The following is an 18,320-nucleotide window of genomic DNA, read 5'->3' as shown; positions in this document are numbered from 1 at the left end:
ATAGTTTCATAGAAAAGTACCACTACGTTCATTAAAGGACAATGCTTTCTATCAAAAACCTTCATAGCCGTTTCTTTTATCTGCCGATATCTTACTTTCAATCCGATTTATAAAAATGGAACTTCCTGTTCGAGCTTTAAAACTCCCAGCTCACCTGTGAATATGTCCACTTGAACCTATTCTCCGTTTAACACCCACGCCGACCCACATACATTTGTTGCAACAAAAGAAATCAGATCGTAAAATCTAAAACAAAAAAGAAATGAAGACAAAAATAACAACAATCCTTATGGTAGCGACATGCGCACTATGTATTCCTACAATTACGATTGCACAGCGCACCATAGCAAAAACGGGAAGCGTAAACGCAGAAACTGGTGTCAGACCTTACAAGATCAATATTCCACAGGTTAAACTTGATGAACTGAAAAGACGTATTTCGGAGACCCGGTTTCCAGATAGCGAAACGGTAAACGATGAATCACAGGGCATACAACTAGCCCAGTTAAAAGAACTGATCAATTATTGGGGAAATGGCTATGACTGGCGTAAGCTTGAAAACAAACTGAACGCGCTGCCACAGTTTGTCACCAAGATTGATGGACTTGACATACAGTTTATCCACGTGCGTTCAAAGGAAAAAGGTGCCTTACCCCTTATCCTTACACATGGGTGGCCAGGGTCACCCTTGGAATTTATCGATGCTATAGGCCCACTGACAGATCCCGTCAAATACGGTGGTAAAGCTGAAGATGCCTTTGATGTTATCATTCCCGCAATTCCAGGATATGGATTTTCCGAAATCCCTAAAGAACTTGGCTGGAACCCAGAGCGTGTTGCCAAAGCCTGGGATATTTTGGTAAAACGTCTGGGCTACACAAAATATGTTTCTCAAGGTGGAGACCATGGGTCTGTAATCTCCAACGCGCTTGCCAGACAGGCTCCTTCGGGGCTATTGGGTATCCACCTGACTATGCCGGCCACAATTCCTGCAGACCTGATAAAACCAATCAACGCCGGTGATCCCGCTCCGACAAGCCTTTCTCCAGAAGAAACAAAGGCTTATAATTCAATGCGCACTTTCTTTGGCAGAAACGCAGCGTATGGCGGGATGATGGTGACTAGGCCACAAACTACAGGCTATTTGCTTTCTGATTCTCCAACTGCACTAGCAGCGTTTTTATACGAAAAGATCGCTGAGTGGTCAGAAAGTAACCTCCGGCCAGAAAAAGTAATTAGCCGCGATGCGATCCTTGACGATATAACATTGTATTGGCTAACCAATACCGGAGCATCCTCGTCCCGCTTTTACTGGGAAAATAATAACAACAATTTCAGTTCCGAACATCAGCAAACAAAGCGCATAAAAATTCCTGTAGCTATTTCAGTATTTCCGCATGAAATCTATCAAGCACCAGAAAGCTGGTCGAGAGCGGCTTATCCTTCTTTATACTATTATCATATCGCACCAAAAGGTGGGCACTTTGCGGCATGGGAACAGCCGGAGCTCTTCACGCAGGAAATGAGGAACGCTTTTAAAACGCTACGGGATCAACTGTGATGATCTTCCTTTATGATCCAAACTGTCCATTTCAGGGCTTAAAACGTCTATTTCAAGCAGTTTACAGTGGCAGCAAAAGCATAATTCCGGTCTATTTGTACAAAGAATTTAAGGTTTAATAATTAAAAATATAGAAATGAAGAGATTAGCAATTTTAGTAGTGACAGTTTTGATGATGTTCTGCTCACACTCAAAAGGACAGACCTTATCTGGTCAGGTGACATGGGAATGCACGCTTAAAAGGAAATCCCCCGAAGAAGGCGAAATCCGGATGAAGGCCAGGATCGCCCCCGGATGGCATATGTATGCACTGGGCAACAGCCCCCTGAGCCCGATCAAGATGAATTTTAAATTCGAGCCTGACAGATCTTACCAATTGGTGGGAAATGTGAGCCAGCCCAGCCCACTGTTGAAGTTTGATAAACTTCTAGGCATGCCAGTTACCTATTTTGAAAATGAGGTCGAGTTCGGTCAGAAGATCAGATTAAAGGGCAAAAATGGAACAATCCGGGGAACCATTCAGTTTATGCAGTGCAGCGATCAGGTATGTGTTCCGCCACAGGATTTCGGCTTCTCCCTAAAAATCTTCAACTAACAACAAACTATAAACAGCTTAAAAATTTAGATCATGAAATCAATAAAAGAAATACTATACGTTTTGAGCCTGCCTTCGATCATTGCCCTGATCATGGCCTTCAAGGGTATCAATGATGATAAAAACCTCAAAAAGATCAAAAGCAGCAACTCCGACAAAAGCTTCGCCGTGGTCGAGCTCTTTACTTCAGAAGGTTGCTGGAGTTGCCCTCCCGCAGATGAGCTTATTGCAAAACTTGAGAAGGATAACCTGAATAAAAAACTTTATATCATGGCCTTTCATGTCGATTACTGGGATCATCAGGGATGGAAAGATCGCTTCAGCAAAAGCAGTTTTACCGAAAGACAGAAACAGTACGCCACATGGATGAATCTAAGTACCTTATATACCCCCCAATTGGTCATCAATGGCAGACAGGAAATGGTCGGATCGGAAACAGACAAAGTCATCAGCGGCATCCAGTCCGCGATGCTGCAACAACATACTGAAACCCTTGCTTTAAAAGTATTGAAAGCCGAAGGCAAAAATATCCAGATCGCTTATGTATCATCCTCTAGCTCCAAAAATTCGGACATTCTCGTCGCTCTTGTCCAGAAACACGCTTCCTCTCAGGTATCTGCGGGAGAGAACGCCGGAAAAGCCCTCTCCCATGTGCAGGTTGTACGCGAGCTGAAGAGCATGGGCACTAAAGCCCAGGACAGTTTTTCTGTTAAACTTCCGGAAACCGGTCATGCATGGGAAATCATCGCTTTCGAGCAGAACAAGAAATCCGGAGAAATACTAGCTGCCACAAGCATAAACCTTTAGGAAATGGATTGTCGATTTCGGGGATCCAAAAGAAGAATTCAACATGCAATATGTCCGGTCCAACTGTTTTGAGCTTCCCTAGGGTAGTACTTTACCTTAATTTTAACATAACACAAGAGCAAAGATCATGAAACTCCTAAAACGACTCCAACTGATACCCACCATATTCATCTGCATTGTGGTCGGTCTTATCCCTCTCCAATTTTTCAATAGAACCGTTGAACAAAAAGCCGTAACCGGACATATCAGAAATGTGCCCAAACAGGTTCAGCTTATCCTAGAACGTTCCTGTTTCAACTGCCATTCCAATGAGCAGCGACTATCGTTCTTTGATAAAATTGCCCCGGTATCATGGATCGTGAACAGGGATATTGACCGTGCACGGGAAGTGATGAATTTTTCCGAGTGGGATAAGCTCTCCGATGCGGAACAGAAAGGTAAATTTTATGCCATTTACAATATGGTAAACGCGGGTAAGATGCCCCTGCCTTCCTATGCGCTCACACATCCGGACTCAAAACTATCTGTTGTTGAAGTAGCGACCATAAAACAATATGCCCTTTCGCTATCCGCAAGAGATGGTTTGCTACCTGCACATCAGGGTATTGCGAACGTACTAGAAACAACAGCTGACCTTGCCCCAGTATCGCCGAACGGAATCCCGTACAATGCCGATTTTAAGAACTGGAAAGTGATCGGGATGAGCACGCTTATCGACAATACAATACGCGTGATTTACGGAAATGACATCGCAGTCCGCGCTATCGAAGTGGAAGACTTCCACCCCTGGCCCGATGGCAGTGCAGTGGCCAAGGCGGTTTTTAAACAGACCCGAAAATCCAATGGAGATATCGTGCCCGGAGATTTCGTAAACATGCAGTACATGGTAAAAGACGGAAAAACATATAAGGAAACCGAAGGCTGGGGTTTTGCGAAATTCAATGGTCAAGATTTAAAACCTACCGGAAAGACCGCACTGTTTGCTCAACAGTCCTGTATCAGCTGTCATAGGCAGCTCGCAGAATCGACGGGTTACCTGTTCAATGTTCCACCGAAAGTGAACTCCAAAAAAATGATCCAACAATATTTAAAAACTGTCCAAAAATGAAAAAGATCTTATCCGTACTATTTCTATGTAGTTTAATCTTCGGCTCATGCAGCAAGAACATATCAGATAAAGAGAATGTAAAAATACGGTTCATGTTTGAACCCGGCGAACTGAAATTTATCTCATCATCTTTTAATACGGACAGGCAGACGATGTCGGCATTATACGGGAATAAGGAAGCCCTGTCCCTCCTGGAAGGAGCCCGACATAGTCACGACCGCGTTTCCCTCAAGCTTGTTACCTATAAAATGATGGAAGATCCGCAATATTTTGGGAGTAAAGTAAATGGTGAACTCTTGCGTGTAGAGACGGTAAAAGCCGGCGGCGATGGCAAACTGGACTATACCACAGAATATGGTGAAATGCCCTCCGGGGAATCCAGAGAGCAGCGTATTGCCGACATAATGGATACTGATCCCGTAAATTTTCCACAATGATAGCTTCAACTCAATAATTTAAAATCGACAAAAAACAGATCCAATGAATACAATAGCAAATTTTGGCAAAAAGGTGATTTTCACCCTCTCGTTATCCCTGCTTGCCACAGCAGGTGCATCATTAGTCCACGCCCAACAGCTTTCTCAGGATAAACATGTACAGGCTGACAACACCGTAGACTCCGCATTCCAGCATACAAAAAAAATAAGGGCAGGACTGCTTGATATAGGCTACGCAGAGGTCGGTCCAAAAACCGCGAAGCCCGTTATACTGCTCCATGGATGGCCATACGATATCCATAGTTTTGAAAAATCCGCTGAATTGCTTGCAGCAAAAGGATACCGAGTACTTGTGCCCTATCTCCGGGGTTACGGAACAACAACCTTTATTTCTCCAAAGACTGTACGTAACGGACAGCAGTCCGCTGTGGCGCTCGATATCATCGCCTTCATGGATGCCCTGAAAATAGATAAAGCTGTTGTTGGGGGCTTTGACTGGGGCGCCAGGACTGCCGATATCATGGCAGCCCTCTGGCCGGAGCGTGTTTCTGCGCTGGTTGCTGTAAGCGGGTATCTGATCGGAAGCCCCAAAGCAAATGAAATCCCACTTCCACCGGCTGCTGAATTCTTGTGGTGGTACCAGTACTATTTCTCAACGGAGCGGGGTTACAAAGGTTACAAAGCAAATACAGCGGCTTTTAACAAACTAATTTGGAAAACAGCCTCCCCGAAATGGTCTTTTGATGAGGAAACCTATCAGCGCTCGGCCAGATCGTTTGAAAATCCTGACCATGTTGCTATCGTGATCCATAATTATCGCTGGCGGTTGGGGCAGGCTCCCGGAGAGAAACAGTACGACGAACTTGAAGCAAAGCTCGCCAAATCACCGGATATCACCGTACCGACCGTGACCCTGGAAGGTGATGCCAACGGTGCGGCGTTTCCACTCCCTGAAAACTATGCTTCCAAATATAAAGGAAAGTACAAACACCATAACCTGACGGGTGGGATCGGACACAACCTGCCACAGGAAGCTCCCAAAGAATTTGCGGATGCCATTATTGAGGCCGACTCACTTTCTAAATAATAAAGAAATTAATCACAAAAAATATTATGAAAAATTCAACATACAAAAAGATTTATTTTGCAGGAAGTATCCTGATATCAATATGGTTTGGGCTCAGCGGCTTTTTTGAACTGACACATAACCCTGCAGTATGGGACATCACACAAAAATTAGGCTATCCAGCGCATTTTATATACATTCTCGGCGTATTCAAAATTTTAGGTGTTACTATATTACTGATACCGAATAGATTTAAAAGGCTTAAGGAATGGGTTTTCGCAGGTATGTATTTTGATATTATTTTTGCGTTCTTCTCAAAAATTGCTGTTCTTGAACCTTCTTCCGTAATCGATACATGCGTTGCCATTACTATACTTTCAGTGACCTATTTTTCATTTAATAGGATAAATCATGTCATTTATACAGCAAAAGATCTAAATACTTAAATTACAAGTATCAGGTATTTAGATATAAAACATTTTTCGCTAATTTGCTGGCATTTCAAACAGCCCGAAATACCAGCAAATTATATAAAACATTATCAGCTTAACAACGGTAAGCAAAATATGAAGACACCTTTTTATATATCCCATAAACTAATCTGGATCAGTTCAATATCATTGGGTATACTAACATCTATCCCAAAGATTGTGGACCATAATTTTATTCTTTCTGAGGGTATTGCGGACTTTGGTGTAACCACGGGTTTTGCTCTTTTGATCTGGTATTACAATATCTATTCGATACCAGCCTATACAAAGAAAACGGGCAGCAAAAATGTGATATCACCTCAACTTTTCAGAGGTTTAGGAGTTGGTTTGGTATTGATGTTCCTACTTTCCTCAATACAGTATTACATCCTTTCACATCTCAATTTTGGACCTAAAATGCTGATGTATGAGGTCAGAGGTGTACTCATCAACCTGACTTTCTATATGTTTATACATCTCCTATACCAGACTTATCTCAACCAGCAGGTGGTACGGGAACTTGAGCGTTCGATGTCCGCGAACCTCGCAGCACAGTATGAGCTTTTAAAACAGCAGGTAAATCCGCATTTTCTGTTCAACAGTCTCAACACGTTAAAATACATGGTGGAAAGCAATGACACTCAGTCAGCGGAATTTATCATCAAGCTTGCTGATTTTTACAGGTTTACTTTGGGCAGCCTCAAACTGAACCTACTTCCACTCGGAGAGGAGCTACAGATCATGGACTCCTATATTTACCTATTAAAAGCACGTTTTGAGGAAGGTTTAGTTGTTTCAATGAATCTAGGACGTGAAATTTATGGAAGTTTTATTCCTCCTTTTACATTGCAGCTCTTGGTAGAGAACTGCATTAAACATAATATAGTTTCACTTGAGAAACCCCTACATATATCCATTGGGCAGGAAGGTGATTACCTTATTGTCAGCAATAATATACAGCCCAGGAAAATACCGGAACCTTCTACCGGTTTAGGACTTGAAAATATCAACCAGCGTTATCTTCATCTATCCGAAAAGGAGATCAGTATCCTAATGGATACTGAAACATTTACTATAAAACTTCCCATTATATATGAACATACTAATAATTGAGGACGAGATTAAAGCTGCCCGTTCCCTCGAGAACCTGATATCGAAACTTCGTCCAGAGTCTAAGATCATGGCAAAGATCCAGAGCGTTGAAGGAGCTATAGATTACCTCTCTGACAGTGCCACGCCGGATCTTATCTTTATGGATATACAACTTTCTGACGGGATCAGTTTTGATATATTCAAGTCGGTAAAGGTTGTATGTCCTGTCATCTTTTGCACAGCATTTGGTGAATACGCAATGGAGGCTATAAAAGAGAACGGAATTGATTATCTACTTAAACCCTTTTCAGAAACAGACTTAAAAAACGCTTTTGAAAAGGTAGATAATTTCAAGAATTTCTTTCAGAAAACCACCGAAAATAATCTTGTTGAACTGATCCAGAAGATCAGTGGCGAAGACAATAAAAAGAAGAGCTTTCTCGTGTTCAAAAACAATAAGTACATGACGGTGAAGACAGAAGATATTGCTTTTATCTATATTAACTACACCTCTCCGACCATGGTGACTTTTAAGGGTGAGCATTTTGATCTCAGTCAATCCCTGGATCAGCTGGCCACCCAATTATCTGGCAAAGATTTTTTTCGGCTGAACAGACAGTATTTAATCAGTTTTTCGGCCGTTAAAGAGGTTGAACATTATTTCGCCAGGAAACTATATGTCAAATTGACTGTCCACACAGACCATAAGCTGCTTATAGGCAAAGAAAAGACCGCCCAGTTCCTCAGTTGGCTGGAAGATCGTTAAGATACAAATGTCCGCTTTATGCTTGAATATGTCCACTTAAAAGTTAACATGTTTTGGTCTTCGATCTAATTTAAAGTTCGTAAGATCATTTGGAATAACAGATTAGATCCTTGCATTAGGAATTATAGCTTGATCTGATAAAGCTGCTTACGCATGTCAACCAATTGCTGCATTAGCTTATCCTGATCTGGCACTGCCGGAAGTAAACTGTGCAAGCAGAGTTCCTGCACTTCCTGAAAGAGCTCTTGCGACCAGACAAAAAGTTCATCATAGCTATAAGCACCATTTTTGATGCGCAGGAGCTCTTCCCTATTGAAACGTTGTACCTGTAGTTCACTTTTAGACAAAATCTCTTTTGCCTGTTGCAATAGACGTATGGTATGCATCATATTTTTGGCATCATAGCCCTGCCCGTGATTCATTGTCCCTCGAAAGCGCGCTTCATTGCGTTCTGAAACCCAACTAAAATATTCATTATAGGACTTACAATACGAAGAGTAAGCTTCGTGATTAACAAAGAGGTACGCACAAAGTGTTTCTTCCTTACGGATAGAACTGCAGGAAACCTCAGTGCTCTCTGATGTAGCAACGATGCCTTTGTAACCCAAAGTCTGAGTCTCATCATAATACAGGGCATACATCCCCTTTGCATGTTCGATCTTCGCTAAACCACAGTTTTCCTGTTTCCACAACTGCTTGCTTAACCAGGCTCTTAACGATAAACTACCATTACCAGCTATGATAAAGCAGAAATCCAGTAAACTTTTACGTTCTCGATCCATCGGATTGTTGATTTTCTTGTTCAATCCTTTTGCCTTCCGCACCTGTACCATGGCGTATTGCGCAAAGGTCATTGCGGCCTCTCGGGTGATAAAATCCTGCATTTTAAATTGATCAAACAGAGGATCTTTGTATAGTATGCAATCGGTAGGACTAGCCAAAAGCTCCAATACAGTAGGATTACTCTTTGAAAGAAGCTCCACAAAGCGCCCAAGCTCATAGTAAACTTCATCATTGCTTGCGTTTGCAACCTGCGCAATATATTGACCGCCCAAGTAATATTCCAGGGGCAGATAAAACACCCCCCTTATATCGGTATCGGAAGATGCTGTGGCCAATCCATATGCCCGGCTACCGACAACGGCCTTAAACAGGATCAGCCCGCTATCTCGAAGTTCGTCTATAGTCATCTTAATACGGTTTTAAAGTAATTCTCCAGTCCTTCCTTATCCGATACAGATACGGGAACCTGTTTTACTTGATGCTCTAAATCTATTAACCTTGTTTCAATATAATTGCTTATGGTCGCCGAACAGTTGTATATAAACCCCTCATCTACTTGACTCTTCAACAGCTGCAATTCCAACACTTCCATTTTTACAACATCAGGCAATAATACGGATAGTTCTGCCAATGTCATAGGCGCATAACTGCGATAGGTGATATTCCAGTCTGCTGCAAGTAAAGATCTTAGGATATAAAATAAGCTCTTGAGCTTATTCGTTTCTCGTTGGAGATCTTCAATTTTGCTACGGACAATCCCTAAATAATGATGGGCGTGCCTACGTGCGTCAAAATAATTTCCGATCATTGTCCTAAAACTTGTTTTGAATCCGTTAAACTCGTAATAGACGACTGGCGACTGTATCCATTCAAATGGACTCACATTACTCTTATACAATAATGTGAGTACTTTAAAGAGGTCCCAACCTACCATATCGAGGTCATCGATTATTGGAAATCGCATTTCGGTCGCCAGCGGAAACAAGCGGGTGTAGTCCTCCGCTTTTCGCACATAAAAAAAACGTACGTCGTAATCACTGTCGATTGATGGGAAACCCCAGCCCCGACTTCCTGATTCACAGGCGAAAAGTATACGTATTCCTTCGCTCGCTTCTATTTCCATGAGCTTTTTGATGATATGTGCTTTCATTTCTTCGTGTTTTTTAATTTTTCATTAACACAAAGATCAATTGCGATACTGAAGCCTTTTTGCGCATTAAAAAAAGAGCATAAAAACAACAGGAGATCACTCAATATCAGGCATATAATTTTCCATGAAAAATCGAACCTTACATAGGAATATAAAAGTACGCAGATAGATTGCGTAACATAAGGTAGCAACTCTTTCATTCGTCAAACCTAAAACACCGACTTGCATTAATACTCAATAATATATAGATTTGAGTTTCCCAATAAAACCATATATGAAATTTTTATTTCCAGTCATCTTTATAGTCTCTTTTTTTACCGGATGTAAAAAAAACGAAGAAAAAGAAAACGGCATAGGTACAATTACAGTAAACAAAGCTATTTATGCCTTTGATAAGGGATCTAAACAAACATCGATCGGAAATCTAATTGTTGATGGTAAGCTAGTAGACGGAATAAATCATCTGTACACTTTTAGCTCTGCGACTAGTAAAAATAGCATAAAATTACTGTTCTTTACCCGTAACAATCAACTTTCTTCTGGCAGCTATTTTATCAATTCTGTCTCAACGATTGTGAAAAATAATGCTATAGATGTATCCTATAAATTAGAGGAAGATTACGGACAAACCGACAGAATCAACGTTACCAAGGGAACATTGGTAACCAAAAAATATGGGAATAGAGAAATTTTAAAATTCGAGACCAATGCAGGGAACAGAATCACTTTAAAATGGGATGGTGAATTCAAATAACAGTCAAAAATGAACATTGTTAAGCTTAGAACAAAGTGCAATAAAATTTGGTTGATCGTTATCTACCTATTATTCTATACTGAAGGATTTAGTCAGACCAAATATTTCCTTTTTGAAGAAGATACCAAAGAGTTTGTAACGTCATCCTTTAGGTTAAACACCTATCCGCTATATAAGATCAAGCGTGAAGTGCATCTTTTTAATGTAATGAGTAGGGTACAGACGTTTATTGGTAACAAGGGTATATATAATGGACAACATGATTATAATATCATGCTATTTTCCATTCTACCTCATTTAGATGGTTCAGAAGATTGGTATGAAATCAACCCCGATACTGTTCGTTCTTCAATGATTAACTTTAAAGATCTGGAAGAGCTTCATAAAAAAAATACGTTATCGTACTTCAACAACACGGTGAAGCAAACAACAAAGTATTATAATGCGTATAAGCTAATTATAAAAAAAGGAGATACTTACTATGCACCAAAGTATTGTTTGTTACAGTTTTATGCAGTCCGCAATCGTCCGCAAGCTTTTACGAATGTCTATGGGACTATCAATACCCAAGATTCGACCTATAGTGTACTTCAATTCGAAAAAATTTTTAAAGGCGCTTATCCTAGTTTACAATTCCCTTTATATCTGATAGGTGAAGACCCGCTCTCCTTTTTAGATTGGTCCCGGGACAGAAGAGAATACCTATCCAAAAAAATCACCTTAGCACAGCATGGAACGGGATATCAGTTTTGGACCTATGTCGATTGGACACAACATGAGTATAATTATGATTTTGAGCGAGGAATTGATCGATTTGTATATGCTCCGGATAAGGGAATCATCGGGGGCTCATTTGACTTCTATTTTTATTACCACAGAAAAAAGCTACCCATAAAATACACGGATTTTCTAAATAATATCAGGGAGGAAAAGGTGATGATCGCTGAGTAATTTAATTTTAATGCCTAAATTTAAAAGCGGACTCCTAAGTTTAACTATTGGTTATCTATTTGAATTACCCTTCAAGATTGATATGATTTAAATGAAGAAGTATTTCAAGAAAAAATTTACAGTGCTCCCAAAATACACCGATAAGTTGCGGCTTCCAGTTCTTCTGACCAAAACTCATATCAGTTTATCATTCCACTTCAATAATTTCTTGATGAATTATAGCCCCATAGTAATCTCTCTTGAGATATCTATATATTCCCTTTGGAAGCTCTATCTGTAATGAATCCTCTTGAGAAAGTGACAAGTAAACTGGGATCGCTGTTTTATCCAATTGATATTCCTTTTCATGATAGATGTAAATGGCAGATTTGCCTGATTTGGTCGAATCAGTACTTAATAGAAGATATCTTCGATTTAAATCATTGGATCCAATCACTATTTTATCGCTATTCAGATTATTTGATAAATACAAGTCATTACCATTCAACACCTTGTTATCCATAACGTATATTGAATCGTTAATTTCTTGCATAGCTAAAAATTTAACTTGATTAATCGTATAGGGATCAATTTTAGTCAGTTTCTTAAAATACTGAGCCATACTTTTATTTTCTCCGGTATCCCCCTCTTCAATATGTCCTCCTCCGGCTAATACAATAACTTTAACTTGATTTTTTGTAGCGATTTCACTTTTTTGAATAAGATTCTTAGCTTGTTGAAGATCTCTTTGACTTGCATTGCCAAAATCTTCATATCCAATCACTTTTAAGCCATAAATTCTTGCCGTTCTAATGAGATTCGCCATATTAGGGTCCCTAGTGTAAAATCCACTCTCAACATTTGGGAATCCCAATCTATTAATCCGGTCTTCATCTTCGGATAGACTTTCTAAAGCCAGGACATTAAAACCTTCTTTGGAAAGTTTTGGTAGCAAAAGATTGATTAACAAACGGCAGCGTGGTTGTAAATGATTCTCATTAAACATAAGCACTCGATGTGCCTTAATTTTTTCGACTATCTCGTCGATTGTAACAGCCGTTTTTTCGACTGCTTGTTGTTCTTGTTTAGTCGCGCTATCATATTGAACACTTTCACCAAGAAACGAACTATATGATTTAAATAATTCGTTCGCAAATTGGCTGTTTTCGTTTTCCAGAACAAGCTTTTCTAAGGTATCTCTTGGATATACATAGTTAACATATCCCCTATCTTTAAAAGCTGATTCAGCTATACTAAAATAATCGGGTTCTTCATCTGGTTTTTGCTCGACAAATTTTGCTCCGTAAGCCAAAAAATTGTATGAAGTTTTTATGCTGTTTAAAACATCCTTAGCACTTTCTTGCATATCGGTGATTTCCGTCCTAACCTCGCTAATCAAAAGAAATGAATCTTTTTTATATGGGATCGCTACACTACTTATTATATTATCTCTATTTTTCTGAATACTTCGATAATAAATACAATGATACATAGAAGTATCTGCAGTGAACTTTGAGACATTTAAAAAAGTTTCCAAACTACCCACAAAATACATCGGGTTTCTTGTCACATCATATGTACCCCACAAAACAATATTCTTTGATGGAAACTTTATTTTTCTCTTTCGAAAAACAGACCTGACATCTTTTAAATCTATATACTTAGATCCGAGGTTTGCGTTCCCATAGAAATCAATCTTTAGTCCTAATGAATCATTTGTCAATTGATTCATTCCCCCTTGAGTAAACTTATTTAATTTAGCTATTGGTCTATTTACAGGTGTACAGCTAGAAAGAAAAAAAATAAATACCAAAATCTTACAGTGTATATTTAGTTTGAGATGAATCACAATTATAAGATTTTGGTTTAGAACATTTATTAACAGGACTTTGAATATTTACTAGTTAATATATGCATATCAGACGAAATTCACAATGATTTTATTAAATTAATTTAAAATATTAACCAATACTATGATGAATGAATTATTTGAATTTGAAATTTTAAAAGCTAGCAGAACCAGGTTATTACAATTAATAGAAACAGTTGATAATAACATATTATTTAAGATTCCAGAAAGCTTTAACAATAATATCGTTTGGCAAATTGGTCACTGTATCACTTCCCAACAGCGACATATGTATATGCGTAGTGGACTTCCAATGCATATATCACAGGATTTTATGGAAACGTTCAAAATTGGAACTGCACCGCGTACTTGGAAAAATACGCCAGACCTTGATGAAATAAAACATCTATTGCTTTATACAGTAAACCAACTTAGTAAAGATTTAGCATCGGGTATATTTGTTGAATACCAACCATTCAGCTTACCAATTGGCTTCTCCATCAATAATCACATCCAGGCGCTTCAAGCGGCTAACTTTCACGAAGCCGAGCACAGCGGAATAATATTAACTTACTTAAAACTTCTAAGGCAATGAGATGTTTCCAGTTTTCATAAAAGTTCTGAATTTGAAAAATTCACTAGAGCATCTCAAGAAATAAGGAACTTCTTATTTTGTTTTTTACTTTCATACAGGGGCCGTGGTTCGCGAATTGAACAACGATACGCATTCCGCTACAAATTGCTCAAACTTTCGGTCCGTATTTCGCATCACCGGGCCATGACCGAAACATATGATGGAGGGATTCAGTCCTGCCAACTTCTGAAGCGATCTAATATTGTGCTGTTGATCCGACGTGAATATTTTTGGAGGGAGCCCTAGGCCAGTCACTGTTGTGAGCAGGTTCATATTTGTAGCGGCATCCCCGATTATCAATACACCATCTCGCTCACGAAATAAAGAAATATGACCGCTTGAATGACCTGGAGTTTCTATGACCCGAAAGTTTCCGATGCTATCATTTTCAACGAGTGTACCGTCGACTTTGTGACCCTGTCCTGCCCAGTATTTTTGTTGAAGTTTTGCGATCCAATGTTTGGGATTTGGGTAGTCATTGGTTACCATACCTGTTTCTGTCCTAGCCACTTCATTTCCATGGCAAAGTAAAGGTATTCCAAACTCATCACAGAGCTGATCACTACAGCCCTGATGGTCTGCATGCGCATGCGTAAGTACATGTTGGTGGACAGGTATTTTCTGAAGGGCATCCTTCAGCACATTGTATGAACTTCGTATCCCACAATCAACCAATACACCCTCTACAATATAGCAGTTGATACTGTTTCGTGGCATCAATGGAACATGGAACACTTCTTGGGCAATTTGATGTAACATAGCTTTTTTGTGCAAATCTATATCACTGAACAGAAATACATAAGGACATTTGTCCTATAATACTTTGGGGCTGTGTATTTGTCCCTTCGCCCGTGTAAGAGATCTCTGTGTAATGCCCAAATAGGATGCCAGGTCCTGTGTCGCTATGCGCTGAACAAGCTTGGGTTCATTCGAAAGAACATAGTGATATTTATCCAGAGCTGACTTATTATTGTAATTCAGGAGATATTGTTCCTTTTGGCTATATTCCCGTTCCATCACAGCTTGTATAACCTTGTGCCAAGAATTCACTTGACCAAGCAGGTATTGATAATCAGTATAGCTTATCCTATGGATTATACTATCTTCCACAGCCCTGATGCTCCTTCTGGATTTTTCCTGAGCGACAAACTCAGGGAATGAGGTTACAAATTCATTTTCAAATTTAAAGCAGGTTATATTTTCTTTACCTTCCTTGTCAATAGCATATGCTTTTACCGCACCACAGGATATGAATCCAATATGACGACAGGGTTCGTCCATATGAATAAAAAAATCACCCTTCTTCAAACCAAGTGATTTGAAGAACTGAACAGAAAAATTTATTTCGTCAGCAGACAACATCTCTATCGAGAATAGATATTTTTCAAGCACATCCGTCATATCATCTTATTTTGTCCTCTATTGCTGATCTTAAAAAATTTGGAGCCTATACCAAATCCGGCATACAAAATTAAGAATAATTGCATTAACACATTTGACTGCTAAAAAAGGCGTCATTACGACAAATTATTTATAAAATTTGGGATCAGAAAATTTCCTTCAAACGAAATCGGTTGCGTAATCTTGTAGCCTATAGGCTCATGCGCCAAGTGTTCGATCCCGGCCTTGGAATTACATAATACTTTGCTTTGATAATTTCTGAAATAACAATACCTTAATAAGGAACATTTCCTTTTCTTAATCTCAAAACAACATGTTGAATTTGAGGCAAAAGCAGCAGAATAATGATGACAAAAATCAAACCTGTCAACATCAGATCATAATAGTCCCTGATAGCGCGAGCCAATATTTGCTGACCGATCATTTGATTAAAATAGCCGGAAGATACTGTTTTTGACGTATACATATCACTGCCTGCATTTATGTACTGGTTTTGAATATGCAGTAAGGTAACAGGCAATTGAGGGCTGGTTTCGGTGAGCGATTCCCGCACCTTTTCCCTTACGGATGATTTTGCAAATAATTGAAGCTCATTATTAAGTGCCAGACTAGCTGTAAAGCCTATGAACCTTGAAAATATACCAATCAGAGAGGCATGGACGGCGATTTTGGAAGGCGCCGACGATGCCGCAAATGAAACAATCGGAACAAACAATACACCTGTTGCCACACCATAAATAAACATGGGCAGAAGGAAATCGGCTGTTTCGCCCTGTACAGAAACAAATAGTATCATATAGGCATAATATACTGCCATCAACCCAAAACCAACAATAATCATCCGGATCAGGTTATAGCCCATCAAGACAAATCGGGAAATGATAAACATACTCAAAACAGTTCCAACAATTACGGCAATCCATATCGGAATGGTACTCAGTGGATGGTTTCCTAAAATCGCTTCAAGATAACCATAGGCAAGCCCAGTACTTCCTTTAAAGATATAAAAGGTAAAAAGAAGCAAAAGCCCAATAACGAAATTCTTTGTTCTAAAGATCTGTAAATTGATTAATGGTCGCTTAAGTTTCAATTCTCTGCTAATAAAAAGAGAAAGAATAATTAAATTAACTAAACAAAGTGTACTGATTAATGAACTATCAAACCATCCCAATTGTCGTCCGTACACAAGGATGTATCCAACTATCAAGATAAAAGACACATAAAATAAATAGCCTATCCAGTCCACCTGATACAGAGGTATTTTTCTAGTAAACCGGGCCTTACTGTTCATGGTAAGTAAAACAACACATGTCAGCATAATGACTACAATAATAAATCCGTAGAATATCCAGTTGAAATCAAAGAAATGAATGACGACACTGATATAGATGGAGTAAAATGGTACAGCGATTTGTATACTGCCATAAAGGAGACTATAAGCAATCACACGGGCACGTACAGACTGTAACCGTGGAAAAATAAGCTGTAACACAATTCCCGACATCAATGCACAGGTAATACCCTGCAAAAACTGACAGAAAACAAATAATGCCCAATCTCTGAAATAAAAACAGACCACAGCACATAGTGCATTTACCGCAAGTGCCAGCAGTAGATATTCCCTTGGTGCGAAATATTTTACGATTCTAAAATCCAGAGCCAGAAAGGCTACGGTAGAACCATAAATAACGACCATACCATATTGTACATCGGTAGCTTGTATTCCGTAAAAGCCCATCGCAGCAACCGGACTTCCGTAAAAGGCAAAACTAAACAGACTGCTCATGAGAATAGCAAATATGACGGACCTTGCCATCCATTCTGATACCCAGGATTTAAAAATTGGTATTTTATGTGCTTGCATCGTTAGTTTTTTAAAACGTAAACATTCGCATTCATTCCGGCAGAAAGCTTAGTTAATTTTTCGGACATATCGGTCAGTTTAATCCGAACAGGAATACGTTGGATGATTTTAACAAAATTACCGGTAGCATTATCTGGCGGAAGCAACGAATAACGGGAGCCTGTGGTTGGCGAAAGGGATTCGATTGTACCTGTGAATTTTTCATTTGGAAAAGCATCGACTTCAACAGATACCGCTTGACCGATTTTGAATTTCCCAATCTGTGTTTCCTTAAAATTTGCCATTACCCACTTTTCCTCGGCTCTGTTCACCAAGAATGCCAAAGTCTGTCCGGGCTGTATCAGTTGTCCTGCCTGAATGGTCTTCTTCCCAATTTGTCCATCAAAAGGTGCTGTGATAACGGTATATCTAATGTCCAATTCTTGTCTTTCGAGAAGTGCTTCTTTTATCTTTATCTCTGCCTCTATGGCATTGCGCTGTACCCTGAAATCGTTTAGTTTAGATTCGGCGACCTGTAAAGAAGCTTTTGTCTGGTCATAATCTGATTGGGTGATGGATAAAGTAGCACTGATGTTGTCGAATTTTTGTTGTGTGGTCGATTCGTCCGCCAGTAGATTTTTATACCGGTCAAATTCTTTTTGCTGCTGATTCAATCGCGCTCTAGCACCTCCCAATTGGGCTTTGATGACTGCAATACTTTTAACCTGCGTTCCTTCGCTTGCCGCCAAGATCGGTAATTTTGCCTGTGAGCTCATGAGTTCTGCGGACGCAGCATCTCTTTTCAGCCCGTACTCATCCAATTCAATCACCACAAGTGTATCGCCCTTTTTAATCTGCTGATTGTCCTTATAATATATTTTACGGATATAGCCCCCTACTTTTGCGTTTATCGGGGAAAGATAGGCATCAATCTGAGCGTCGTTGGTCTGTTCATAGCGATATCCCTCAAAAAAATAAGCTACTGCCCAAATAATGATTCCTACGAATAATGTGATACCAAACCATTTGGTTAAGCTTACAACAATTTTATCTGTTTTATTTTTGTTCATGATA

19 protein-coding genes are annotated in these 18,320 nt (G+C 39.5%); 12 read left to right on the top strand and 7 right to left on the bottom strand.

Translation table 11 applies throughout. The features are described 5' to 3' along the window. Positions 1-262: 262 nt before the first annotated feature. The 9 genes from K2F45_RS10785 to K2F45_RS10745 all read left to right on the top strand — a co-directional run bounded on the left by K2F45_RS10785 (position 263) and on the right by K2F45_RS10745 (position 7,902). Positions 263-1,561, top strand: a complete 1,299-nt coding sequence (locus K2F45_RS10785; protein WP_075992165.1) for an epoxide hydrolase family protein — start codon at positions 263-265, stop codon at positions 1,559-1,561. A 136-nt stretch (positions 1,562-1,697) separates the two neighbouring features. Further along, positions 1,698-2,156: a protein-disulfide reductase DsbD N-terminal domain-containing protein gene (locus K2F45_RS10780; protein WP_075992164.1), complete on the top strand. Its 459-nt coding sequence runs from the start codon at positions 1,698-1,700 to the stop codon at positions 2,154-2,156. A gap of 33 nt (positions 2,157-2,189) precedes the next feature. Further along, on the top strand, positions 2,190-2,963 hold the full coding sequence (locus K2F45_RS10775) for a DUF1223 domain-containing protein (RefSeq protein WP_075992163.1): 774 nt from the start codon (positions 2,190-2,192) through the stop codon (positions 2,961-2,963). 127 nt (positions 2,964-3,090) lie between these two features. Then, positions 3,091-4,071: a heme-binding domain-containing protein gene (locus K2F45_RS10770; RefSeq protein ID WP_248933533.1), complete on the top strand. Its 981-nt coding sequence runs from the start codon at positions 3,091-3,093 to the stop codon at positions 4,069-4,071. After that, positions 4,068-4,508, top strand: a complete 441-nt coding sequence (locus K2F45_RS10765; RefSeq protein WP_248933532.1) for a hypothetical protein — start codon at positions 4,068-4,070, stop codon at positions 4,506-4,508. Before K2F45_RS10770 ends, K2F45_RS10765 begins: the two co-directional genes overlap by 4 nt. A 43-nt stretch (positions 4,509-4,551) precedes the next feature. After that, positions 4,552-5,595: an alpha/beta hydrolase gene (locus K2F45_RS10760; RefSeq protein WP_248933531.1), complete on the top strand. Its 1,044-nt coding sequence runs from the start codon at positions 4,552-4,554 to the stop codon at positions 5,593-5,595. Positions 5,596-5,621: 26 nt separating this feature from the next. Then, positions 5,622-6,020: a DoxX family protein gene (locus tag K2F45_RS10755; RefSeq protein WP_075992159.1), complete on the top strand. Its 399-nt coding sequence runs from the start codon at positions 5,622-5,624 to the stop codon at positions 6,018-6,020. 120 nt (positions 6,021-6,140) lie between these two features. Continuing rightward, positions 6,141-7,157: a sensor histidine kinase gene (locus K2F45_RS10750; RefSeq protein WP_248933530.1), complete on the top strand. Its 1,017-nt coding sequence runs from the start codon at positions 6,141-6,143 to the stop codon at positions 7,155-7,157. Next, positions 7,138-7,902 (top strand): LytR/AlgR family response regulator transcription factor, encoded by a 765-nt coding sequence (locus K2F45_RS10745; protein ID WP_075992157.1) that lies wholly within the window; start codon positions 7,138-7,140, stop codon positions 7,900-7,902. Before K2F45_RS10750 ends, K2F45_RS10745 begins: the two co-directional genes overlap by 20 nt. Before the next feature lie 122 nt (positions 7,903-8,024). On the opposite strand, the gene K2F45_RS10740 is transcribed toward K2F45_RS10745, so the two are convergent. Together K2F45_RS10740 and K2F45_RS10735 are read right to left on the bottom strand one after the other, a co-directional pair. Beyond that, the gene (locus tag K2F45_RS10740; protein WP_088161199.1) at positions 8,025-9,092 is read right to left on the bottom strand and encodes a DNA polymerase beta superfamily protein; all 1,068 of its coding nucleotides are present in this window, start codon (positions 9,090-9,092) and stop codon (positions 8,025-8,027) included. Beyond that, positions 9,089-9,835, bottom strand: a complete 747-nt coding sequence (locus K2F45_RS10735; protein ID WP_075992155.1) for a nucleotidyltransferase domain-containing protein — start codon at positions 9,833-9,835, stop codon at positions 9,089-9,091. Before K2F45_RS10735 ends, K2F45_RS10740 begins: the two co-directional genes overlap by 4 nt. A gap of 274 nt (positions 9,836-10,109) precedes the next feature. On the opposite strand from K2F45_RS10735, the gene K2F45_RS10730 reads away from it, so the two are divergent. After that, positions 10,110-10,589, top strand: a complete 480-nt coding sequence (locus tag K2F45_RS10730; RefSeq protein ID WP_075992154.1) for a hypothetical protein — start codon at positions 10,110-10,112, stop codon at positions 10,587-10,589. 9 nt (positions 10,590-10,598) lie between these two features. Next, on the top strand, positions 10,599-11,540 hold the full coding sequence (locus K2F45_RS10725) for a hypothetical protein (protein ID WP_088161198.1): 942 nt from the start codon (positions 10,599-10,601) through the stop codon (positions 11,538-11,540). A 187-nt stretch (positions 11,541-11,727) separates the two neighbouring features. Here K2F45_RS10725 and K2F45_RS10720 read toward each other — a convergent pair whose 3' ends face one another. Then, positions 11,728-13,368, bottom strand: a complete 1,641-nt coding sequence (locus K2F45_RS10720; RefSeq protein ID WP_157698425.1) for a hypothetical protein — start codon at positions 13,366-13,368, stop codon at positions 11,728-11,730. 124 nt (positions 13,369-13,492) lie between these two features. On the opposite strand from K2F45_RS10720, the gene K2F45_RS10715 reads away from it, so the two are divergent. Next, a complete protein-coding gene (locus K2F45_RS10715; protein WP_088161196.1) occupies positions 13,493-13,963 on the top strand; it encodes a DinB family protein in 471 nt (156 codons plus the stop codon). A 90-nt stretch (positions 13,964-14,053) separates the two neighbouring features. Here K2F45_RS10715 and K2F45_RS10710 read toward each other — a convergent pair whose 3' ends face one another. From K2F45_RS10710 to K2F45_RS10695, 4 genes are all read right to left on the bottom strand, one after another. Then, the gene (locus K2F45_RS10710; protein ID WP_159728437.1) at positions 14,054-14,761 is read right to left on the bottom strand and encodes an MBL fold metallo-hydrolase; all 708 of its coding nucleotides are present in this window, start codon (positions 14,759-14,761) and stop codon (positions 14,054-14,056) included. A gap of 54 nt (positions 14,762-14,815) precedes the next feature. Next, positions 14,816-15,403, bottom strand: a complete 588-nt coding sequence (locus tag K2F45_RS10705; RefSeq protein WP_248933529.1) for a Crp/Fnr family transcriptional regulator — start codon at positions 15,401-15,403, stop codon at positions 14,816-14,818. Positions 15,404-15,677: 274 nt separating this feature from the next. Continuing rightward, entirely contained in the window at positions 15,678-17,267 is a 1,590-nt protein-coding gene (locus tag K2F45_RS10700; RefSeq protein ID WP_248933528.1) for an MFS transporter, read from the bottom strand. A gap of 2 nt (positions 17,268-17,269) precedes the next feature. Then, a complete protein-coding gene (locus K2F45_RS10695; protein WP_075992146.1) occupies positions 17,270-18,316 on the bottom strand; it encodes an HlyD family secretion protein in 1,047 nt (348 codons plus the stop codon). Positions 18,317-18,320 lie beyond the last annotated feature (4 nt).

It is taken from the genome of Sphingobacterium siyangense, from assembly GCF_023277505.1.
In the GTDB taxonomy this organism is placed as follows: domain Bacteria; phylum Bacteroidota; class Bacteroidia; order Sphingobacteriales; family Sphingobacteriaceae; genus Sphingobacterium; species Sphingobacterium siyangense.
This window is presented reverse-complemented; position numbering and strand designations above follow the sequence as displayed.